Below are 17,130 nucleotides of genomic sequence, written 5' to 3'. Positions count from 1 at the left end.
TCATCCTTGCTTTGCAAATAGAGCCATCACTGAACCTATCACCCCGTGCGGGTCCGCTGGGCAGTCTCCCAAGCAAGAGTCTGAAGAGGTGTTAGCGATCTAAACGAGTGAGGATTCTTTACAGAATTTAAACTGGCCTGCTTGATTGTTGTTCCAAACTCCAAAGGTCCCTGGCTGAACCAAATCTCAGGGGTTCAGGATCTTCAGACATGCGTCCGGCAGCAGCGCTCCCTTTGTGAGCACTGCACCAAGCCGAACTCGATCCTGAACCCCTGAGATTTGGTTCAGCCAGGTTCCTTGTGTCTTGGAAACAACAAATTCACCGAAGGCTTGCGGGCCAGCCGCTGTATAAAGGTTTAGATCTTTCTTTTCGAAGCTTTCACTGTGAGATGATCTGGTGATTGTGAAAATCCACATAGAGCTCCTCTCTTGCAGGGCCTCTTTCGTCAGGGCGACGGTGGTGCGACTGATTTTAAGATTTTAGCTACCCTCCTTTGTGAGACTCCCCAGGAGAGAAGTTCAGAGATTCGTCTCTTGATTTGGCGTCCATCCGACATTAATACAGCGGCTGGCCCGCAAGCCTTCGTTGAATTTGTTGTGTCCAAGACAAGTGGAGCTGGCTGAACCAAATCTCAGGGGTTCAGGATCGAGTTCGGCTTGGTGCAGTGCTCACAAAGGGAGCGCTGCTGCCGGACGCATGTCTGAAGATCCTGAACCCCTGAGATTTGGTTCAGCCAGGGACCTTTGGAGTTTGGAACAACAATCAAGCAGGCCAGTTTATAAAGGTTAAGGGCTAGTGACGAAAGGTGGATCTAGCGAGGACGGTGTTTTCGAGAATATGGAAGTAAATCCGGACGAAGGTCTCGTAGTCCTCCGTGGGCAGATGCAATAGAAATTGCTGTCTCTCCAAAAATGTTTGGCAAACGGCAAACCGCGAAAACAGCGTTTGAATCTTTTCAAGGTTAGAGAAACGGAAAAAATCTAGATTTTCGGTGGGTTTTTTCATGATTTCGGCAATGCGCTGATGATCAAAAAGCGCGTGAATACCGCATACAGACTGGTTTAATAATGTCTCAATTTCGTCCAATGATGTCTCTTCTGGAAGCATAGGAAGCCAACCTTCCCGTGGTTGATTCTCATCTGGATTTCATTCGTTTTCGCGATACCTTGCAAGAGAAAACCAGGGAATTTGACATGTATTGTCGGGAACCATAAAATAGTAAGTGGGCACCCGGGGGGGTAGAGTATAAAAGGGACTGTTTCATTGTGAGGCAGTTCAGTGATCAGCGAGAGGAAGGTGTGTCATGTCCAAACACAGTCGGCAGAGTTCAGCTAGTGCCGATCTGGCGGCAACCAAGATTGTTATAGATGAGGAGCAGGGCTTGGTATTTGGTTCCGAGGATGAACTCTATAACCACTTCCACCGCGAGATCATGTTTCTTGAGACCGAGTTTTTTAAGTTACGGAAACCCGCTCGCGACATATCTGAAGGCGATTTTTCTTCTTATGAAAAGAACCTGAGCCTGACTTTAGAAGCCCCCGATGAGGTCTGGGAAGACAGCAAAACAATCTCCGGAAAGACCCTCATGATCTATATTAGGGAGTTCTCAGAACCAATAAAAGGTTCTCATGCCAGCAAGAGAGGCCCTGCTGAAAAAAATGAGGAGCTTTTATTTCATGTGGCCATATGTTACGTCACCAACAATATACCGAGTTTTGTTTACTTGCATTTTCCATCGCAGGACATTGATTTGGTGGAAAAATACTGCAGGGGAGAATTGGTCTACGATCGGTCTTTACAAAATATACCGATGGGCGCCCTGGAGGGAGATGCGCTCTCTGAGAATGACGATCTGGCGAAGGGTCTTTATGAGGCGATGCAGAAGTTGCGTGTAGATAAGGACATAAGGGAAAGTGAATTTGTCCTTTTTGCCCATTTGCGTGAAAATACAGTTGAAGAAGCTGATGAAATCTGGCGTTCTGCGGATTCAACAGGAAATTTGCTTGTCAATTTTATCAAGGAGTATCCCGATGAAGGGGGCAAGTCAGACCTATGGTATATCGTCGTGACCATAGAGGACGGACCTTCCAATAGCCATGCCCTTCTGTTTTCATTTCCAACGCGAGATCGCACCTTGGTGGATCGATATCGTCATGGAGAGAATTTGCAGGCTGAAGAAGTCGTTCAGGAATCAAGCCACTAAGGCGGGCAACCCTATTAATTTCTATAGAAACTTCTGGCAGAATTTTTCTGTGTTATTGAAATAAACTTGCTCGGACAGATTGGACTGCCGGGAGGCCCAGTTCGGGTGGAGCTGTTGTAAGCTAGGAGCTGCGTGAGATGCGGCATAAGTATTCGGATTGGAATGAAATCCTGGGATGAGCGCATCCTGCCAGCCAATGGCAGCGGTTCCCTTATCTGTGTTATAAAGGGCTGTTGTCATTGCATCAAATTGAATGTCCATAGCAGTGAGAAGAATAACATAAGCCTGAAAGAAATTGTTGAGCGAGACTCCTGCGGCTCCCCCTCTGTCCTTCTCCATAACGATCATATTTTGAATGATGGCCTTGGATATTTTGTCCTGAGGATCATCGCTATTGATCAGCTTTCCAGTGGTTCTACTTTGGAAATAGAATTTAACAGGTGCTGAGTTGAGAACTCTTTGCCCGGGGGTATCTTCATACCATCGATAAAACTGAATGTAGTGGGTGTCAGAGGTAATAATTTTACCGGGAATTTGGCTGAAATTCAATCGAATCAAGTCCATAGAGGCTTGGCCGGTTCCTGGAATATAGTAGGAGCTCAATTGGAATTCCATTTCAAGAGAGGCGTTTGTAGCTCCATTGCAGTCGGCCACAGCGTCGTTGCCGTTGGTGGGCGGAGTGCTTGGCAGTCGGCTTCCTTGAGTGGTGCTGGATGTAGGTAGGGCTGATTTAGATGGGCCACAAGCTGTGCTGAATAGCGCAAGGAGTGAAGCCAGTAGAGCCATTTGAGGGGAGTTCAAATAGGATCTCTTTTGTTCCTGGGACTTCTGGTTCGTCGTAGGCATTTCTATCTCCTCAGTTCAATCATTCGTCTTTCAAAACATTACAAAAGCAATGTCGATGCCATCTCAAAAGTTAAAATAAGTTCATAATTTCAATTACTTAGAATCAAACTATCTGTCTCATATTGAGACACACAGTTTTCTAATCAGATTGACCCCTTTCGATCGCCAGAATATCCTCTGTTTGGCCTCATCCTTAGGAGCATAAACGTGTGTAATCGATTGTCTTTCTTTCCTTCTGCAGCAGTTCTGGTCAGTTGCGTGACGATTTTTGCTGGCTGCGCAAACCTTCCTCGCAGTAGTTCTGTGGAGGATAGCGATACGACGAGTGAAGGTCCTCGGGGTCTTGAAGAGAAACAACCCCTTCTTCTCAGGTTAAAGGGCGCAGCGGGACGAAAAGAGAAGTCTTGGTACTACTCTGCCTCAACTGCTGAGACTCATGAAGATGGTCAGATCATTCGGCGCAAGGAAGAGGCTGTCTCGTTTACGGTGGAGTCTCGTTTCAAGAGTCAAGCAGACGGGGTGATTGCTTTCGATGCAGAGACGATTGAGAAGGATGGCCAGGTTGATTTGCATGATTTAGCATTTCCCGAACTGAACGAATTAATTGAGATCAAACTCAAAGAATCGGGAGAGGTTTTACAGGCGGGTCCTTATCCTCCTACCAGCGTCTTTTTTGTTCCTCCTGTTCCATTGCCTCAGGAGGCCGTTCTCATTGGTGATACTTGGACGATGCAGCACGAGTGGATCAGCATGAAAAACGGAGTGCCGCTGAGAGCGGACTTGACTCTCATTTTTAAGGGTCTGCATCAATGCGGAAAAGGCCGTTGTGCTGAACTTGAAATATCGGGCGAAGTTGCAATAATAAATGAAAAATTGAAAGAGGTTAAATTTCAGAATGAGATATCCGGTCGATTGCTTTTTTCAATCGATCAGGGCACCGTCGTTGCTATGCGCGTCGCCAACAAAGAGGCCATGCTCGTGGGACATAACTTTTTGAGAGTATTTTCCTGCATGGTTGGTCAAATTATGGATCCTCCGATTGTGGTGCAGGGATTTAAAATAAAAAGCGAGCCTTGCAGTCCTGAGAAATTCAGTCCTCAGTTTTTAACCAGCGGATCTAGTCGTTGAGTTCTGCCCAAGTGACTCCATCGCCTCCCAAATTCTGAGTTCCTGCGCTCCATTTTTTGATGTAGACGCTTCGAGAAAGATAGCTACGAATAGCTCTTTTTAAAGTGTCCGTGCCGTGGCCATGAACGAGTTTCACCCTTTCTTCTTTATTTAGGGCAGCTGTATCCAATTGAAGCTCAAGTTGGTTGAGAGCCTCTTCGACCGTCAGCCCGCGTAGGTCTACAACGCGGTCTCCATCTTTGGGGGAATAGGAGAACTTGGCAGTCTTTCTGATGACATCGGCGGTTGGATTCTGAGCTTGCTGAGGGATGTGAAGTGATTGCCAGGGCACCATCAAACGCATCGAATTTGAAAGAATTGGAACTTCCCCTTTTGCGTTTGGAGCACCCTGAATAACTGCATCCCGACCTACACTTTGTACAAAAACTCGACTTCCGGGAGGAAACCTGCGGGAGAATTCTTCAGGACTCTCGATTCGTTGGACCGAGGTTGAATTTGCCGTGGCTTTAATGACATTGGGGAGGTGGCTCTTTATTTTTTGAAGCGACTCATGTTTTTTAAAAGTCTGATCGATTTGTGCAACCTCAATCATTCTTTCCACTTTTTGTTCGGCCCTCTTGAGGGCCTGGCTTAGCATCGAATCTCGATCCCTCTGAAATTTCTGAACGAGAGATTCGTACTTCGATTTTGACTTCTGAGCTTCTCGAAACTCATCCTGGAGCCGCTTTTTTATTCTTTCAATTTCAGTGTTTGCGGATTCAAGATTTTCCAGTTGCTGCTGAAAAGCTTTTCTCTCCGGGCTTAGGCACTGCAAGGCTCGTTCGATAATCACTTCACTCACTCCCACTCGTCGGGCCGTTTGAATGGCGAGTGATTGGCCGGGAATACCAATAATGAGCTGGTAGGTGGGTTGGCTGGTAGAGCTGTCATATTCAAGACTTCCGTGAATGACACCGCTGGCTTCAGTCCAACCCGTTTTCAAAGGACCTAGGTGAGATGTGATCACTGCAAAGACAGAGTTTTTGCAGTAAGTTTCGATAAAGGAGCGGGCAAGTGCAGATCCTTCTTCGGGGTCAGTCGATCCACAGATTTCATCAATCAGGAGAAGATGGCTGAAGCCATGAGCTTGAGTCGCAGCATTTAATATATTGAGGTGGGCGGCAAAAGTGCTCAGATGAGAATCAACGCTTTGGGAGTCTCCAACCGCAATATTGACCTTGGTAAAAAACGGGAGCTTAGAGCCCTGTTCAGCACAGATCAATAATCCGCACCGAGCCATGTGAGCTGCCAGACCTATGGCCTTGAGAAGCACAGTTTTTCCGCCGGCATTGGGCCCCGAGAGGAGTAAAATTCGTTCCGCTTGGTTGAGGCGAACTGAGTTGGCGACAACCTTTTCGTTATTGAGAACGAGCATAGGATGTCGAATTTCAATCAGTTCAATGGAATTCTCTGAAAATTGCGGAGCCGAAGCATGCATTTGATTCGCAAAATGGGCTTGCGCGAATCTCACATCGGACTCAGCCATGACGACTTTTGTTTGATCAATTGTTGGAGCGAGGCTGGCAAGCAGATCAGTGAGATTTCTCAAAAGCCTCTCAATCTCGTCTTCTATTGCGACTTCCAGTTCGCGAATGCGATTGTTTTGAGCGACAACTTCTTTGGGCTCCATAAATACAGTTTGTTTACTTTGGCTGGAAGCGTGAATTATTCCCTCAAAGCGTCCTTGCATACCACTTCGGATGGGTAGGACCCAGCGGCCCTCGCGGGTTGTCACGTAACGATCCTGGAGGATTCCCTCAAGTTCGTGCTGCTTGACGAGTCTGTCCAACAGATTTTGGATCTCTTGACTGAGTTGATTTTTTTCGCGGTAGAGCCTCGCTAGCTCTTCGCTTGCTTCAGTTTTAATATCTCCGTCAGGTGTCATGATTTGATCAATAGCCGAAAGGGGTTTTTCAGCATCAAATAATTCGTTCTTTTTTTGGGAGACCCAAGAACCATGAAATGGTTCAAGAATTTCCTTGAGGGCGATGGCTTCTATGCAAAAATGCCTGACGTCCTTCAGTTCCAAAGTTTTCAATGTGGCATTTTTTTTGAGACGGGGAAACCAGGTTGCATACAGGTCAAGGCTCTCCATAAAGGGACGTTGCCCTTGCTCAATGATATTTTGAACTTCACTGATCACTTGAAAGCTTTCTTGGGCTGAAGCTGGGCTGGCCAAGGGACTCGTTCGACACAAGTCTGACCGTCCTGCTTCCGAAGTAGCCAATTTTGCCAGTCGCTCAACGATACCTTGCCAATCAATGGTTTCTAAATCGGACACAGTAAAAAATTCCTCCGAGTGAAATAAAAAAAAGTATCCAGATTATCGTGGGAATCAGATAGATACCTGTTGTCTGAAAAAAGGTCGCAGAAGGAAATTCGCGATAAGGGATTCGAAATAGGTGAAACCATTCTTGATGAAGGGGGGAGGTCTCCATGATTTCACCATTCGCCTGGGCGACAGTGGTAAAGCCCGTGTTAGTCGATCGGACGATCGGACGTCGAAATTCGATGGCACGAGCCAGCGTCATATAGAGATGTTGGTGAGGTTGAGAGGATTTTCCATACCAAGAATCATTTGTGACATTGATAATTATTTGGGCCCCGAGATTGGCCAGCCCCTGAGTGAATTCTGGAAAAAGCCCCTCGTAACAGATTTGGGCTCCCAGGTGCACTCCATTTTGTTCAAGCAAAGTGGGGCCCGATCCACGTGCAAAATCTGAGACTTGAGGGAGAGCTCGCTTGAGAGCCGGGAATATGTCTCCGAAGGGAGTGTATTCTCCGAAAGCCAATAGCAAGGTTTTGTGGTAAGGGGGATTGGTGAGGTTGCCACTTGCCGAAAATGAGAAAAGCGAATTGGTGGGCTTTCTTTGAATAAGATCTTCGCTGTAGGCCCCGGTTACCAAGGCAAGTGAATTGTTTCTCAAAAAATCGGTGAGTCGAGCAGAGTGGCCGCTATGAAGTGTTCTTGCCACGATTTGGTCGGGGAAGGCCGTTTCCGGCCACAATGCAAAATCAATTTCCTCCCGAGGATAAGCGGCGAGCCCCTTAAGGCTGAGTTGTGTGTAGCGGTCGATGATATGGTCACGGAACCCCCAACCCCTTTCAGCGTACTGTTTTTCGAGATTTCCAATGTTGGCCTGAACCGTCAGTATTCCGATTTTCTTGTCGGGTGCCGGCAACCGCTTTTCCAAGGCAAGTCCGACCAAAATCATGACGCAAAAGAGTCCCACTGCTACGCCAATGGGGGGCCACCAGACCCGAGCTGATTTGAGACGAAGAACTGCAACGAAGAAGGCCAAATTGGTGAATATAACCCAGGCGCTCAGGCCTGAAAAACCGATCCATTCTGCTGTGTGAAAGAGTGGAAGTCGAGAATAAAGCCAAGTGTAGCCGAAATTCCAAGAAAAAATCATTGGATAGTAGTGTTCACAAAGAACTGTCAATACGGGAAGAAGCAGAAGGATGTACCTCTCAGAGACTCGTGAGCGGCGAGTGCCGATGATAAAGGCCCACAAGCATCCAGCGAGGGCGAAATGGAGGTGGCCCAAAAAACAAAAAAGCAGAAGGATTAAGAGGGATAATATCCAAGGTATATGGCCAAACTCATGGAAGGTATGGGCAACCCAGTGGAAACCAATCAAAGTAAAGACAAACGAAGTTACGCAACCACCCCAAAAAGCGACTCGAGGTCTGGGATTTTGCCACCAGAAGTACCAGAGAGGAACGAGGCCAAAGAGCGAGGCCCAGGGAGGAAAGGGGATATAGCTCGTTCCGATAAGGAAACCACTTAAAAGGGGAAGGCGAAAAAAAATCAGTGATGATTTGATTTTTTCCATAATATTTCCAATCATAGGTATAGATCTACACCAAAGGGAAGGGGTCGTCAGTTGGAAAACCTTTATCCATCATCTCCAGAAAATATACCACAGCCTCCAGGTGTCTACAGTCCCATAAAAATTCGGTGTCCGGAATGCTTAAAGCTCTACGCAATTGACCCGGAAGAGATCATGAATTCAAAGCCAAAGTTTCAGTGCATACATTGCAAAACCAAGTTCTGGATGGCCTTTCCAGAATCGCTGGGACAGGCGGATGAGATTATTGGGAATCGTCTCGAGTGGCAGGAAAAAGGATTGAAACCTCCACCCGAGACGCAAATAAATGCGCCACGTCATGATTTAAAGGAGGCTGGGGATCCCAAAGTTCCAGCTGAAAAAAACCTGGGACCTTCATTTGTTGGTAAGCCAGCGAACAAAAACCCCGAGTTATCTACTGATCCTTGCCCCAAATGCAAGGCGCCAATCATTCGCGGAATTGAAGAATGCCCCCATTGTGGGATATTGGTCCAGAAGTTTTTAGCTTTTCAGAAACTTCGTGATGAGGAAGAGCAGGGTTTTCCGGCCTCAAAGGAACTCCGAGCTTATTGGGCGACTCTGATTGACAAGTACGATGACCAGGAATGCCACCAGAAATTCATCCGTCTCTGCCAGGGCGAGAGAAATCTGGTTTATGCCTCTCGGCAATACGGAAAAATACTGGCTGCCTATTCAGGAGATGAGACTGCAAACAAAATGCGAACTCAAATTCTCGCTCTCAGTCAGTTGTCGGCCGCGGCAATCAGGGTGGGAAAAAAGCCAGTTCTTAATAGGTATTCCTGGAATCTCTCCAATTTTATCATTCTTTTAAGTGTGATCCTTATCATTGTTGGTTTATTTTTAGAGCCATGGAGAAATATGGTTGGGGTGGGGGTCGCTCTCATTTTCTTTACTTTGGCCTTTGCTAAAAGATGAGAATGATCATTTGTATGACTCGAATTGGCAGTCTATTTTTCGGTTTTTCGCTTAGAGAAATAAGGCTCCATCCAGAATCCATTGCCCAATGGTATCCAAATCTGCTTTGGAGATCGTGTGATCGGCGCTATCAGGAGTTTTTAGTGTCACGTAGAGTTGGCTGAATTCGGGAGCCAGAGGAACGATGTAATTGGATGTACTTTTGTAACTATGAAGATCTGTTTTTGCCCCTTGAGCGTGACATTTGAGACACTGATAGGCTTCAATAACACCAACATAAAATTTGCCAAAATTTTTTGTGGGATCATAGGAGGGATTGGGATCATCTCCTGCCAGTGATTCGATCCACAACTGCAGTGTTTTTTGATCCTCATTGAATAATCTTGAGCCTGGTGGCATATACCCAGTCGTGATTGATGTGAAGAGGGGCGACTCTGCCGGCTTTCCAGGAACAAGAAATGCCAGTTGCTCCATTTCTTCAATGCTCGAGATACTCTGAAAACTGCTAAAAGAAGATCCCCGCTCATGGCAGGCTCCGCATTCCTTTTGAAGGATCGATATTGATTTCGCCTGGAGTTGTTCTTTCGTTAGTTTGAGCTGTTGTGCCTCATGATGGGCATCACAGGACACAAAAATATTCAGAACGATCCATCCCAAAAAAAATAAAACTAATCTTGCCCTTTGCACCGGGTCTTCCCCCTGACTTTAGGTACGAAGTAGAAAATCCAAACTTGGAGCGCTTTGCACGTCTGTGTAGCTGTTATAAAGCGATGAAGAAATACCAAGTGCCTTAGCAACTGTTTTCCAAACACTAGCTCCGGAAGTGCGCCCTCCACCAGCGGTGTCGCCAGCGGCCAACGCAACGCCATTTGCTTCATTTGGTTTGTGATAGCTAAATTGATGCCCGTTTCCAAGATCACCGGCGACCTTTACGTCGCCGTAATAACCACCTCGAATGCGACCGCCAGCGAGAATGACGCTGTTTTTACTGTTGGTGCCATAAGATTCGCTAGCTGGAGATCTGCTACCGTCTGTTGTATAAATAGCGATCACGGTTTGATCAAATTTTCCGGCTGCCTTAAGTTGTTGAATCATTCGTGCCAGTGGAAACGCAAACTGAGTTGCTTGCGATCGCAAAATAGTTTCATTGCGATCATCGTGAACATCTATGTAGCAATATTCGAGCGCAATTGTCTTTACTACATTGTTCTGAATCAGCTTGGTGGCATAGGCAGTCTGTTCCCAGAGAGGCGCTTTTGGTCCATAACTCGCCCGAGGAATATCAGTGATTCCTGTGCTCCAAAAACTGATTTCTTCAGGCGATAAGGCAATATTTATCGGAGTGACATTCGTGCGATTTTTGAGATCTACTCCAAGACCAGTGATTTGTTGTCCATGATTGATCTTCGCCGACTCTCCGTATTTCAAACTTGCGAGAAAATTTTCGTCAACTTTTTTTAGTAGACTCGCAATAGTTGTCCCGTGTTTTGAAAGTATGGTGTCGGTGGTATTTGTCAAACCGCTAAAGGCTGCCAAGAAGGTCGCCGTTGATTGATAGCGATCAGGTTGGGCGTTGGCAAGATTTGCTGAATGATGGTAGATCGTGTGATCGGGTCGCCTCACTCCCTTGTATGCAACCGCATTTTTGATTTGCGAGTTGAGTTGCTTTTGGTAATAGTTGTGAAGGACAGCGGGGGTGGGAGTAGCACTGTAATGCTGTTGGTTTCCGCCATCTCCATCAGCAGGGTCTAAGTTAAACATGGGACTTCGATTGGCTCCGGCAGTAAAACTGCGGCCTGGCGAGCGCAGTGCGCTTGAGGCTTCATGTCCGTGAATGACTCCAATCCCTAATTCGCAAGTGTCGATCACAGCAATATTGTCCAGATATGGCTGGAGGGGTCGGCCTTCAGTTGTAAGGAAAAATCGATTCCCAGCGCTCAATAGGCTGCTGGGATTGTCATAGAGAACAACTTGATTGTCGAGACTTCCTCGTTTAAGTCCTGGGTGTGTGGCAATGCCTGGTGGCACAATTGCGTGGCCAATATCAAATTGATCGCGAAGATTGATCTCGACAAAATAGGTCGCTTGGTTTTCTGGAAAGGCTTGAGCATAACAGAGTGGTCCGAAAAGAATTTCTGCAATACCTTCCTGGACCGCTTTTGGAGTAAAGGGAAGCGCTAATACAGTTCCCAGTGCTTTTAGAAAATTGCGACGGTCATTTGGAGCCATGTGCTCAAACGGAGGAAATTTCATTTGTCTCTCCCTGCCTTAAGTACTGATTCAATGACCAATGGATGAATGAGAGCCTGCTTTATTATCTGTTGAAAGGTCGGATCTTTGGATTCGATCAATATCTTTTGGTGAATAGTTTCAATGAGGTCCTCATTTATGCCATCAGCTTCATTCTGCAAAAGTCGCAAATAGTACTGAAGCACGTTGCGAATTCCACATTGGAGAAAGAGAGGGCTTTCGGTCATGACCTTGGCCGCCTCAGCCAAATTTCTCACCGTGTGGCCAAACATTTGAGATTCCTCAGACGATTTTGCAGATGTATTGAGGTGGGATGTGTAGAGATTGTTTTTTGAGCGACCAGCCTCGACTCCAGGACTTGTATCCTGCTCTCCTGTTGCGGAAGCTTGGTAAACTCCGAACGAATCAAACTTTACGTAAAATTGCGTATGAGCACCAAACTGTGAGTGACAACTGTAGCAAGCTGTTCCGTTTCCAAATTGATCTCCCGTGTTGGGTGCTTGATCATCTTGAAACATCGTGATTAAATCTTGCTTTAGAAGCGGAATTTGTAATGTGCGATTCAAGGGATACTGTTTGCAAGCAAACTGCTTGAGCATTTTTCGAGCTCGTCGCAAATTAAATCGACCTTGTCCGTTCACCATATAGGCTTTGGTTGTCAGTACTCCTGCTGAATAAGGGGCCCCTGTATCGCAGGGAGTTTTCTTTCCATCATCTCCAATACAATAGTTGGCTGTGAGAATAGATGAGTAGGGCAGTTTATTTTGAGCCAAATGGGCTGCTAGATTTCCGGGAAGATTAAAATTGATTCCATTCGCTTTCCCGCTGACGGACAATTGAGTTTCAAGCATTGATCGAACGGAAGTTATGAAAAAACCAGAGGTCATCCACTGGTCAAGAATCTCTGCTACTGCTTCAATTCGCTTTTCTTCAATGAGCTTTTTTTCTTCAAGGCTAAGTGGTCTTCCGATGATCGTACTGGATACTTGTCGCAAATAGAAGGCAATGGCCTCGCTCGGATATACCTTGGAATCCTCAGCTTTAGACTCAATAACGGCTATGAGAGGAAACAGGGAGAAAAAATAGATAAACAGATTGATCATTCTCATTATTGACCTACAAATTCTGCTGAGCTCAGAACGATGATGCACAGGAGCTCGATTTTTTCGTTGTTATTGGTTGCAATTGCTGTGACATCAGTAACGAGTTGATCGTCTGTCGCCATTTTATTTCGGCCATAAGCCCGTTCAATAAAGCCAATAGCTTGGGTTGGGAAGGTGTACTGCTGGTGGAATTGGGCAGATTGACAAATTGGCATCAGAGCAGTCATCCAATCTGACATTTTGGTTCTTCCCCAGGAGGATTCGGGGGAGATTCCCTGGGAGAAATCATAATCACTCATTTGAAAATTGATGGCTCTCATCGGCTGTAAGGCGGATTGGGGAAGGTCAGCGATCAAGTATCTGATTTTTGACTCAATTGATTTATAAGGTATAAGACGTATATCTGCGCGTCCAATCAGAAATGATTTTGGTGACAGTGGAGGGTCAAATTGGAGGCCATTTTCTTCATTTGTTGATTGCGGAGATCTTGGAAGAAAATTCCTCCCGCAACCCAGGACCAAAATTGAAGTCAAAAAGAGTGTGTACCATTTCACCACTTAACTCACCATTTCCAAAAAATGAGCTGATTTATATAAGATAAAAAGCAACCACCATGCCAAAAATGGTCTCGTAGAGGCGTATTCCAGCAATAAGAATGTGCACGAAATCGTCTAGTGACAAAAAGAAGATCGATTTATGAGATGGCTTTCTTTTGAAATGTCTCAATTTGAAACTAATGATGTTCAGAAATTCTTTTTGGATTGTGCCAGAATGAAACGGTAATAAATCAATATAACTTAACTTAATTTGATTTAATAATCTTTTGCATAATTGCTCGACCGGAAATCACAAACTGTTCGCTGGGCTTTTTTGTTTTGACTTCGTCTTCGAGGGCCTGTGGATCTGCGGAAAATTGGAAGGGCTTCATATTCACAGAATTTTCAGCAATAACTCCTGTCAGACCAACGCCTTGATCGAGAGTAACAAGAGCATTGTAGGTGTTTAGGCGTTTACGATAGATCGTCTTACCCTCAAGTTTTGGATCAAGATCCCCAGTTTGAGTGAGATATTTACGGACTTGATCAGGCTTGAAGTCAGGATTATAGGACATAATCAGAGCTGCAACTCCCGTTACAAAGGCGGTCGCTTGAGATGTTCCAGTCATGAAGCCATACTGTCCATTTGGTAGAGATGAATAGATATCATTTCCGGGAGCGGCAAGATCGACGCTGTGAGCGCCAAAGTTACTGCTAGGCAAAATATTGCGATCTCGGTCAATAGCCGTTACAGAAATAATATTTGATACACCATAATCAGCAGGGAAATAGGGCTTTTGATCCGAATTTGAGCGTTCGTTTCCCGCCGCAGCAATAAATAGAATTCCATTTTTTTGAGCGAGTTCCACTGCTGCCTTCTCTTCGGAACTAGGCTCTAATCCTCCACCCGAGTAGTTAATTATCAATTTTGAAATATTATTTTTCTGTTTCATCGCGATCGCATACTTGATCGCGAGAACGGTATTTTTTAAATTGTTTAATCCGGGAGCTCCGGGATCATAATATTTGAGGGTCATTATTTTTGATTTAGGGGCCACACCAGACAAGCTTTGAGTGTCTCTTCCCTCTCCTGCGATAATTCCGGCGATATGAGTGCCGTGGCCGTGGTTGTCAGTGAGATCGGGCGTATTGCTAACAAAATTCCAACCATGGACATCATCTGCGTAGCCATTTTTATCGTCATCAATTCCGTTAGAAGCTTTACTTCTTCCCTTCGAATCAAAACCGATTTCACCGGAATTCACCCACAAGTTAGATTGTAGAGCTGGATGCCGAGTGTCGATTCCCGTATCAATTACGGCAATTACAACCCCTTCGCCTCGGGCATTTAATTTTTCCCAGGCTTTGGTTGCGTGAGTCAGGTCAATTCCCCACTTCTGCGCAACGGCTTGATCATTCATCATGAGATTTTTCTCAGTTTTTGAGCCTCGGTCCTTTTTTTGAACGCCATTTCCGAGTTCAGTTTGGCGTTGGGTTGATTTGCTCGGAGAATCTGTCATTTCGAGCTGCTGGATCTCTCGAAATTGGACGTAAAGACTGGTTGAAACGAGTACGACAATCGGGGTGAGGACGCTCATATATTTGAATTTGGATGTCATTTTGCGCTCTCTCCCAAATGCGGGTATAGATTTATTTCATTTCCTTAACTTAAGTAAAAGCAAGGCTGGTGCCGTCGAGGTAAGATACTAACTCCTTGATTTTATGGATTAATTATTTTCAGATCGGATTAGGAAATTGGTTATTTGTCTGAGAACTGTCGAGATTCTAAGCAGAACCTCAGATCTGTCCTTAGAGGATTCAGATAGAATAGTCATGATTCATGATTCACGACACATGCCTAAAAGAATGACAGAGTTTTTCTAAAATTCGACGACTCTTTTGTATGAATTCTATTCACTGTCTAGCTACTCTCCTTTCATTTCGCTATATTTTCGAATTGGGGGTGGTCTGAGATATGCACTAAAAAAAGGCGCATATCTGAGGTCGTTGAACAGACCAACAAGAGGGAAAAATTCCTTCTTGTCAGAAAAATATTAGGGATGAAAGAGGTTTGCCATGGAAGGTAACAGACTCTCAAAATGGATAATTTATAGCAAAAAGAAAGATCGATGGAATAACCATCTCAAGGCAGTTTGCATTGCCTTTGCTTTGGTCCTCATATGCTGTCAAGTCCAGGCTCGAGATTTGGAGAGCGCAAATAACCAGAACGAGCTTTCATTGTCTTCACTTTTTCAATTGGCCTCCTCGAGCCTATTCGGACTATCCTTTGGACAGGTGACTCCCAAGCCAAATGAAGCAATTAGCTCTACCCGCCTCAAGGCAGCTTTACTATATCACCGGTTGGCCGGTGTTCGGGTTCCCATCGACCACCCGATTCTCGACGAAGTAGAAAATCTATTGTTAAACAAAATGGACAGTCAGGCCGCCGCTCTTATCACTAAAGAAGTGAGTTTTTATGATATCACAGTCAGGGACTTCGCTGCTCTCATGTCTACGAGGGAGGAGACCCTCAGAGCTCCCCTGACTGATTTTGTTGCAACAGTGGTTGGCGCGACTCGTGATCAGCTTGATGCGCGCCTTCTGTTGAGTGGGGATTTTTACTATAAAGCTGAGGCTTCATTGGCTGCCAATGTACCGCAGGATGTGGCTAGAGATCTGTTACTATCGAACTTGCATTATGAAGCAATTGATCGCTTGGGTCTATCTTTGGGAACTGTGATTCAACGAGTGGATGGGCAGCAGGTGATTGGACCTCAAGGTACGCCTGTCGCCAATCCCGACCCGGCAGGGATACTAACTTCTCGTGGCTGGCTGGCCGCACACGCAACTGCTGGAACAAATCGGCGCTTGGTTGAATTCACTTTTCGAGAATTTCTCTGCATTCCTATCGAGCAGTGGGCAGACACCTCAACTTCTGATGCCAGAATCGGAAGAGATGTGGATCGCTATCCAGGTGGGTCAAATGTCAAATATCAAACGACTTGCAAGGGATGTCATACAGGAATGGATCCATTGAGGGGTGCTTTTGCTCAGGTGGATTTTGAGAATAACAGAGTTAAGTTCGGACAGATCCTTGCCGCAGGCAACGGGGAAAATCAAATGAAGCGATCATCAACCGGAGTCTCAAATAAACTCAACGCAAATGCGGAGGTGTTCCCGGATGGATACGAAACAAAAGATACGTCTTGGGTTAATCAGGCAGTTCGTGGATCGAATCTTAAATACTTTGGCTGGAGAGGTGCTATTCAGGGTTCTGGCATAAAATCCTTTGGAACAATGGTTTCAAATTCACGTGCTTTTAGTCGCTGCATGGTAAATAAAGTTTATTCTTCTGTTTGCAAACGGAATCCGACGGTTGAGGAGAGTCAACTCATTGCAGATACGGCGGATGCCTTTGAGAACAATAAATACAATCTTAAGTGGCTGTTTGAGCGAATAGCCATTCAAGGTACCTGTCTCGGTCAGTAGAGAAGAGGAGTAAAATCATGGGAGAAAGAGAAGAGCTAAAAACAATGAGACAGAATTTTCAAATCAGGACCTGCATATGTGCATTTTTTGTCCTGTTCGCTATGGGCTGTAACAATAGCTTTATCCATAGTTATAAAAAACCTAAGGCCCAAGTCATCTTACAGGAAGTTGAGGATCCGCCTCCTCAACAGGGGTCGAATACAAACGGTGATCTCAAAATCGTTACCGGTGCTCGCACTGTGGCTGTTCTGCATTCAGGGCAGGTTCTAAAAAATATGATGTCAATTGCCGGAATCGATGTGCCAAGTACGGCAACTGTGGCAATGTACGACTTAAAGAAGACCACGTTTTCTGAGAACGGCAGGGCAAATTCAATGAATGCTCCGATTGTCATGGCTCTTGCTTCTGTCGGAGGCGAAGTTTGTAACGATTTAATAGTTCAAGAAAAGGCAAAACCAGCAGATGACAGAAGGATTTACTCTCAGGTTAATTTCGGTTCTGGTCCGGCAAACTTTAGCAATGCCGGTCGCGCAGATAGCATCCGTCGATTGGCGCGTTCTTTTTGGGGGCGAAATGAAACAGATGCGGAACTTCAGATATTGCAATCCGCCTTGGCGGAGGCGGTAAGTGCTGGAGGAACAGCAGCGAGAGATACTGAAATCGTTGCCCTCTATTTGTGTTCAGCGATGATAGCAAGCTTGGATGCGTTTACATTGTAGACGGGGCATTCTGAAATGTCTTTGAT

At 45.6% G+C, this 17,130-nt stretch carries 16 protein-coding genes; 6 read left to right on the top strand and 10 right to left on the bottom strand.

The window, feature by feature from the left end:
• Nucleotides 1-186 precede the first annotated feature (186 nt).
• Nucleotides 187-417: a hypothetical protein gene (locus tag IPL83_09450; GenBank protein MBK9039370.1), complete on the bottom strand. Its 231-nt coding sequence runs from the start codon at nucleotides 415-417 to the stop codon at nucleotides 187-189.
• 12 nt (nucleotides 418-429) lie between these two features.
• Here IPL83_09450 and IPL83_09445 point away from each other — a divergent pair, with 12 nt between their 5' ends.
• Nucleotides 430-624 carry a hypothetical protein gene (locus IPL83_09445; protein MBK9039369.1) on the top strand — a complete coding sequence of 65 codons (195 nt, stop codon included), beginning with the start codon at nucleotides 430-432 and terminating at the stop codon, nucleotides 622-624.
• A gap of 169 nt (nucleotides 625-793) precedes the next feature.
• On the opposite strand, the gene IPL83_09440 is transcribed toward IPL83_09445, so the two are convergent.
• Nucleotides 794-1,108 carry a hypothetical protein gene (locus tag IPL83_09440; GenBank protein MBK9039368.1) on the bottom strand — a complete coding sequence of 105 codons (315 nt, stop codon included), beginning with the start codon at nucleotides 1,106-1,108 and terminating at the stop codon, nucleotides 794-796.
• 196 nt (nucleotides 1,109-1,304) lie between these two features.
• On the opposite strand from IPL83_09440, the gene IPL83_09435 reads away from it, so the two are divergent.
• Nucleotides 1,305-2,204, top strand: coding sequence for a peptidase (locus tag IPL83_09435; protein MBK9039367.1), 900 nt, complete (start codon nucleotides 1,305-1,307; stop codon nucleotides 2,202-2,204).
• A 21-nt stretch (nucleotides 2,205-2,225) separates the two neighbouring features.
• On the opposite strand, the gene IPL83_09430 is transcribed toward IPL83_09435, so the two are convergent.
• Nucleotides 2,226-3,050, bottom strand: coding sequence for a hypothetical protein (locus IPL83_09430; protein ID MBK9039366.1), 825 nt, complete (start codon nucleotides 3,048-3,050; stop codon nucleotides 2,226-2,228).
• Between the two features lie 207 nt (nucleotides 3,051-3,257).
• Between IPL83_09430 and IPL83_09425 the strand changes: the two genes are divergently transcribed.
• Nucleotides 3,258-4,178 carry a hypothetical protein gene (locus IPL83_09425; GenBank protein MBK9039365.1) on the top strand — a complete coding sequence of 307 codons (921 nt, stop codon included), beginning with the start codon at nucleotides 3,258-3,260 and terminating at the stop codon, nucleotides 4,176-4,178.
• Here IPL83_09425 and IPL83_09420 read toward each other — a convergent pair.
• Both IPL83_09420 and lnt read right to left on the bottom strand, forming a co-directional pair.
• Nucleotides 4,168-6,498: a Smr/MutS family protein gene (locus IPL83_09420; GenBank protein ID MBK9039364.1), complete on the bottom strand. Its 2,331-nt coding sequence runs from the start codon at nucleotides 6,496-6,498 to the stop codon at nucleotides 4,168-4,170. The two genes, IPL83_09425 and IPL83_09420, sit on opposite strands and share 11 nt — an antisense overlap.
• Nucleotides 6,476-8,056, bottom strand: a complete 1,581-nt coding sequence (gene lnt, locus IPL83_09415; protein ID MBK9039363.1) for an apolipoprotein N-acyltransferase — start codon at nucleotides 8,054-8,056, stop codon at nucleotides 6,476-6,478. Before lnt ends, IPL83_09420 begins: the two co-directional genes overlap by 23 nt.
• Nucleotides 8,057-8,107: 51 nt before the next feature.
• Here lnt and IPL83_09410 point away from each other — a divergent pair, with 51 nt between their 5' ends.
• Complete coding sequence (locus IPL83_09410; protein MBK9039362.1) at nucleotides 8,108-9,007, top strand: hypothetical protein; 900 nt, start codon at nucleotides 8,108-8,110, stop codon at nucleotides 9,005-9,007.
• 51 nt (nucleotides 9,008-9,058) lie between these two features.
• Here the strand turns inward: IPL83_09410 and IPL83_09405 are convergent, their stop codons facing one another.
• The 5 genes from IPL83_09405 to IPL83_09385 all read right to left on the bottom strand — a co-directional run bounded on the left by IPL83_09405 (nucleotide 9,059) and on the right by IPL83_09385 (nucleotide 14,515).
• A complete protein-coding gene (locus tag IPL83_09405; protein MBK9039361.1) occupies nucleotides 9,059-9,694 on the bottom strand; it encodes a hypothetical protein in 636 nt (211 codons plus the stop codon).
• Nucleotides 9,695-9,712: 18 nt separating this feature from the next.
• Nucleotides 9,713-11,260 carry a DUF1501 domain-containing protein gene (locus IPL83_09400; GenBank protein ID MBK9039360.1) on the bottom strand — a complete coding sequence of 516 codons (1,548 nt, stop codon included), beginning with the start codon at nucleotides 11,258-11,260 and terminating at the stop codon, nucleotides 9,713-9,715.
• The gene (locus tag IPL83_09395) at nucleotides 11,257-12,366 is read right to left on the bottom strand and encodes a hypothetical protein (GenBank protein ID MBK9039359.1); all 1,110 of its coding nucleotides are present in this window, start codon (nucleotides 12,364-12,366) and stop codon (nucleotides 11,257-11,259) included. Before IPL83_09395 ends, IPL83_09400 begins: the two co-directional genes overlap by 4 nt.
• Nucleotides 12,366-12,914, bottom strand: a complete 549-nt coding sequence (locus IPL83_09390) for a hypothetical protein (protein MBK9039358.1) — start codon at nucleotides 12,912-12,914, stop codon at nucleotides 12,366-12,368. The genes IPL83_09395 and IPL83_09390 overlap by 1 nt, the downstream gene beginning before the upstream one ends.
• A gap of 248 nt (nucleotides 12,915-13,162) precedes the next feature.
• A complete protein-coding gene (locus tag IPL83_09385) occupies nucleotides 13,163-14,515 on the bottom strand; it encodes a S8 family serine peptidase (GenBank protein MBK9039357.1) in 1,353 nt (450 codons plus the stop codon).
• A gap of 457 nt (nucleotides 14,516-14,972) precedes the next feature.
• Here IPL83_09385 and IPL83_09380 point away from each other — a divergent pair, with 457 nt between their 5' ends.
• The gene (locus IPL83_09380; GenBank protein MBK9039356.1) at nucleotides 14,973-16,385 is read left to right on the top strand and encodes a hypothetical protein; all 1,413 of its coding nucleotides are present in this window, start codon (nucleotides 14,973-14,975) and stop codon (nucleotides 16,383-16,385) included.
• A gap of 17 nt (nucleotides 16,386-16,402) precedes the next feature.
• Nucleotides 16,403-17,104, top strand: coding sequence for a hypothetical protein (locus IPL83_09375; protein ID MBK9039355.1), 702 nt, complete (start codon nucleotides 16,403-16,405; stop codon nucleotides 17,102-17,104).
• The last annotated feature ends 26 nt before the right edge of the window (nucleotides 17,105-17,130 follow it).

The organism is Bdellovibrionales bacterium (genome assembly GCA_016716765.1).
Lineage (GTDB): Bacteria > Bdellovibrionota > Bdellovibrionia > Bdellovibrionales > UBA1609 > JADJVA01.
The sequence above is the reverse complement of the archived record's forward strand: the minus strand, read 5'-3'. Positions and strand labels throughout refer to the sequence as shown.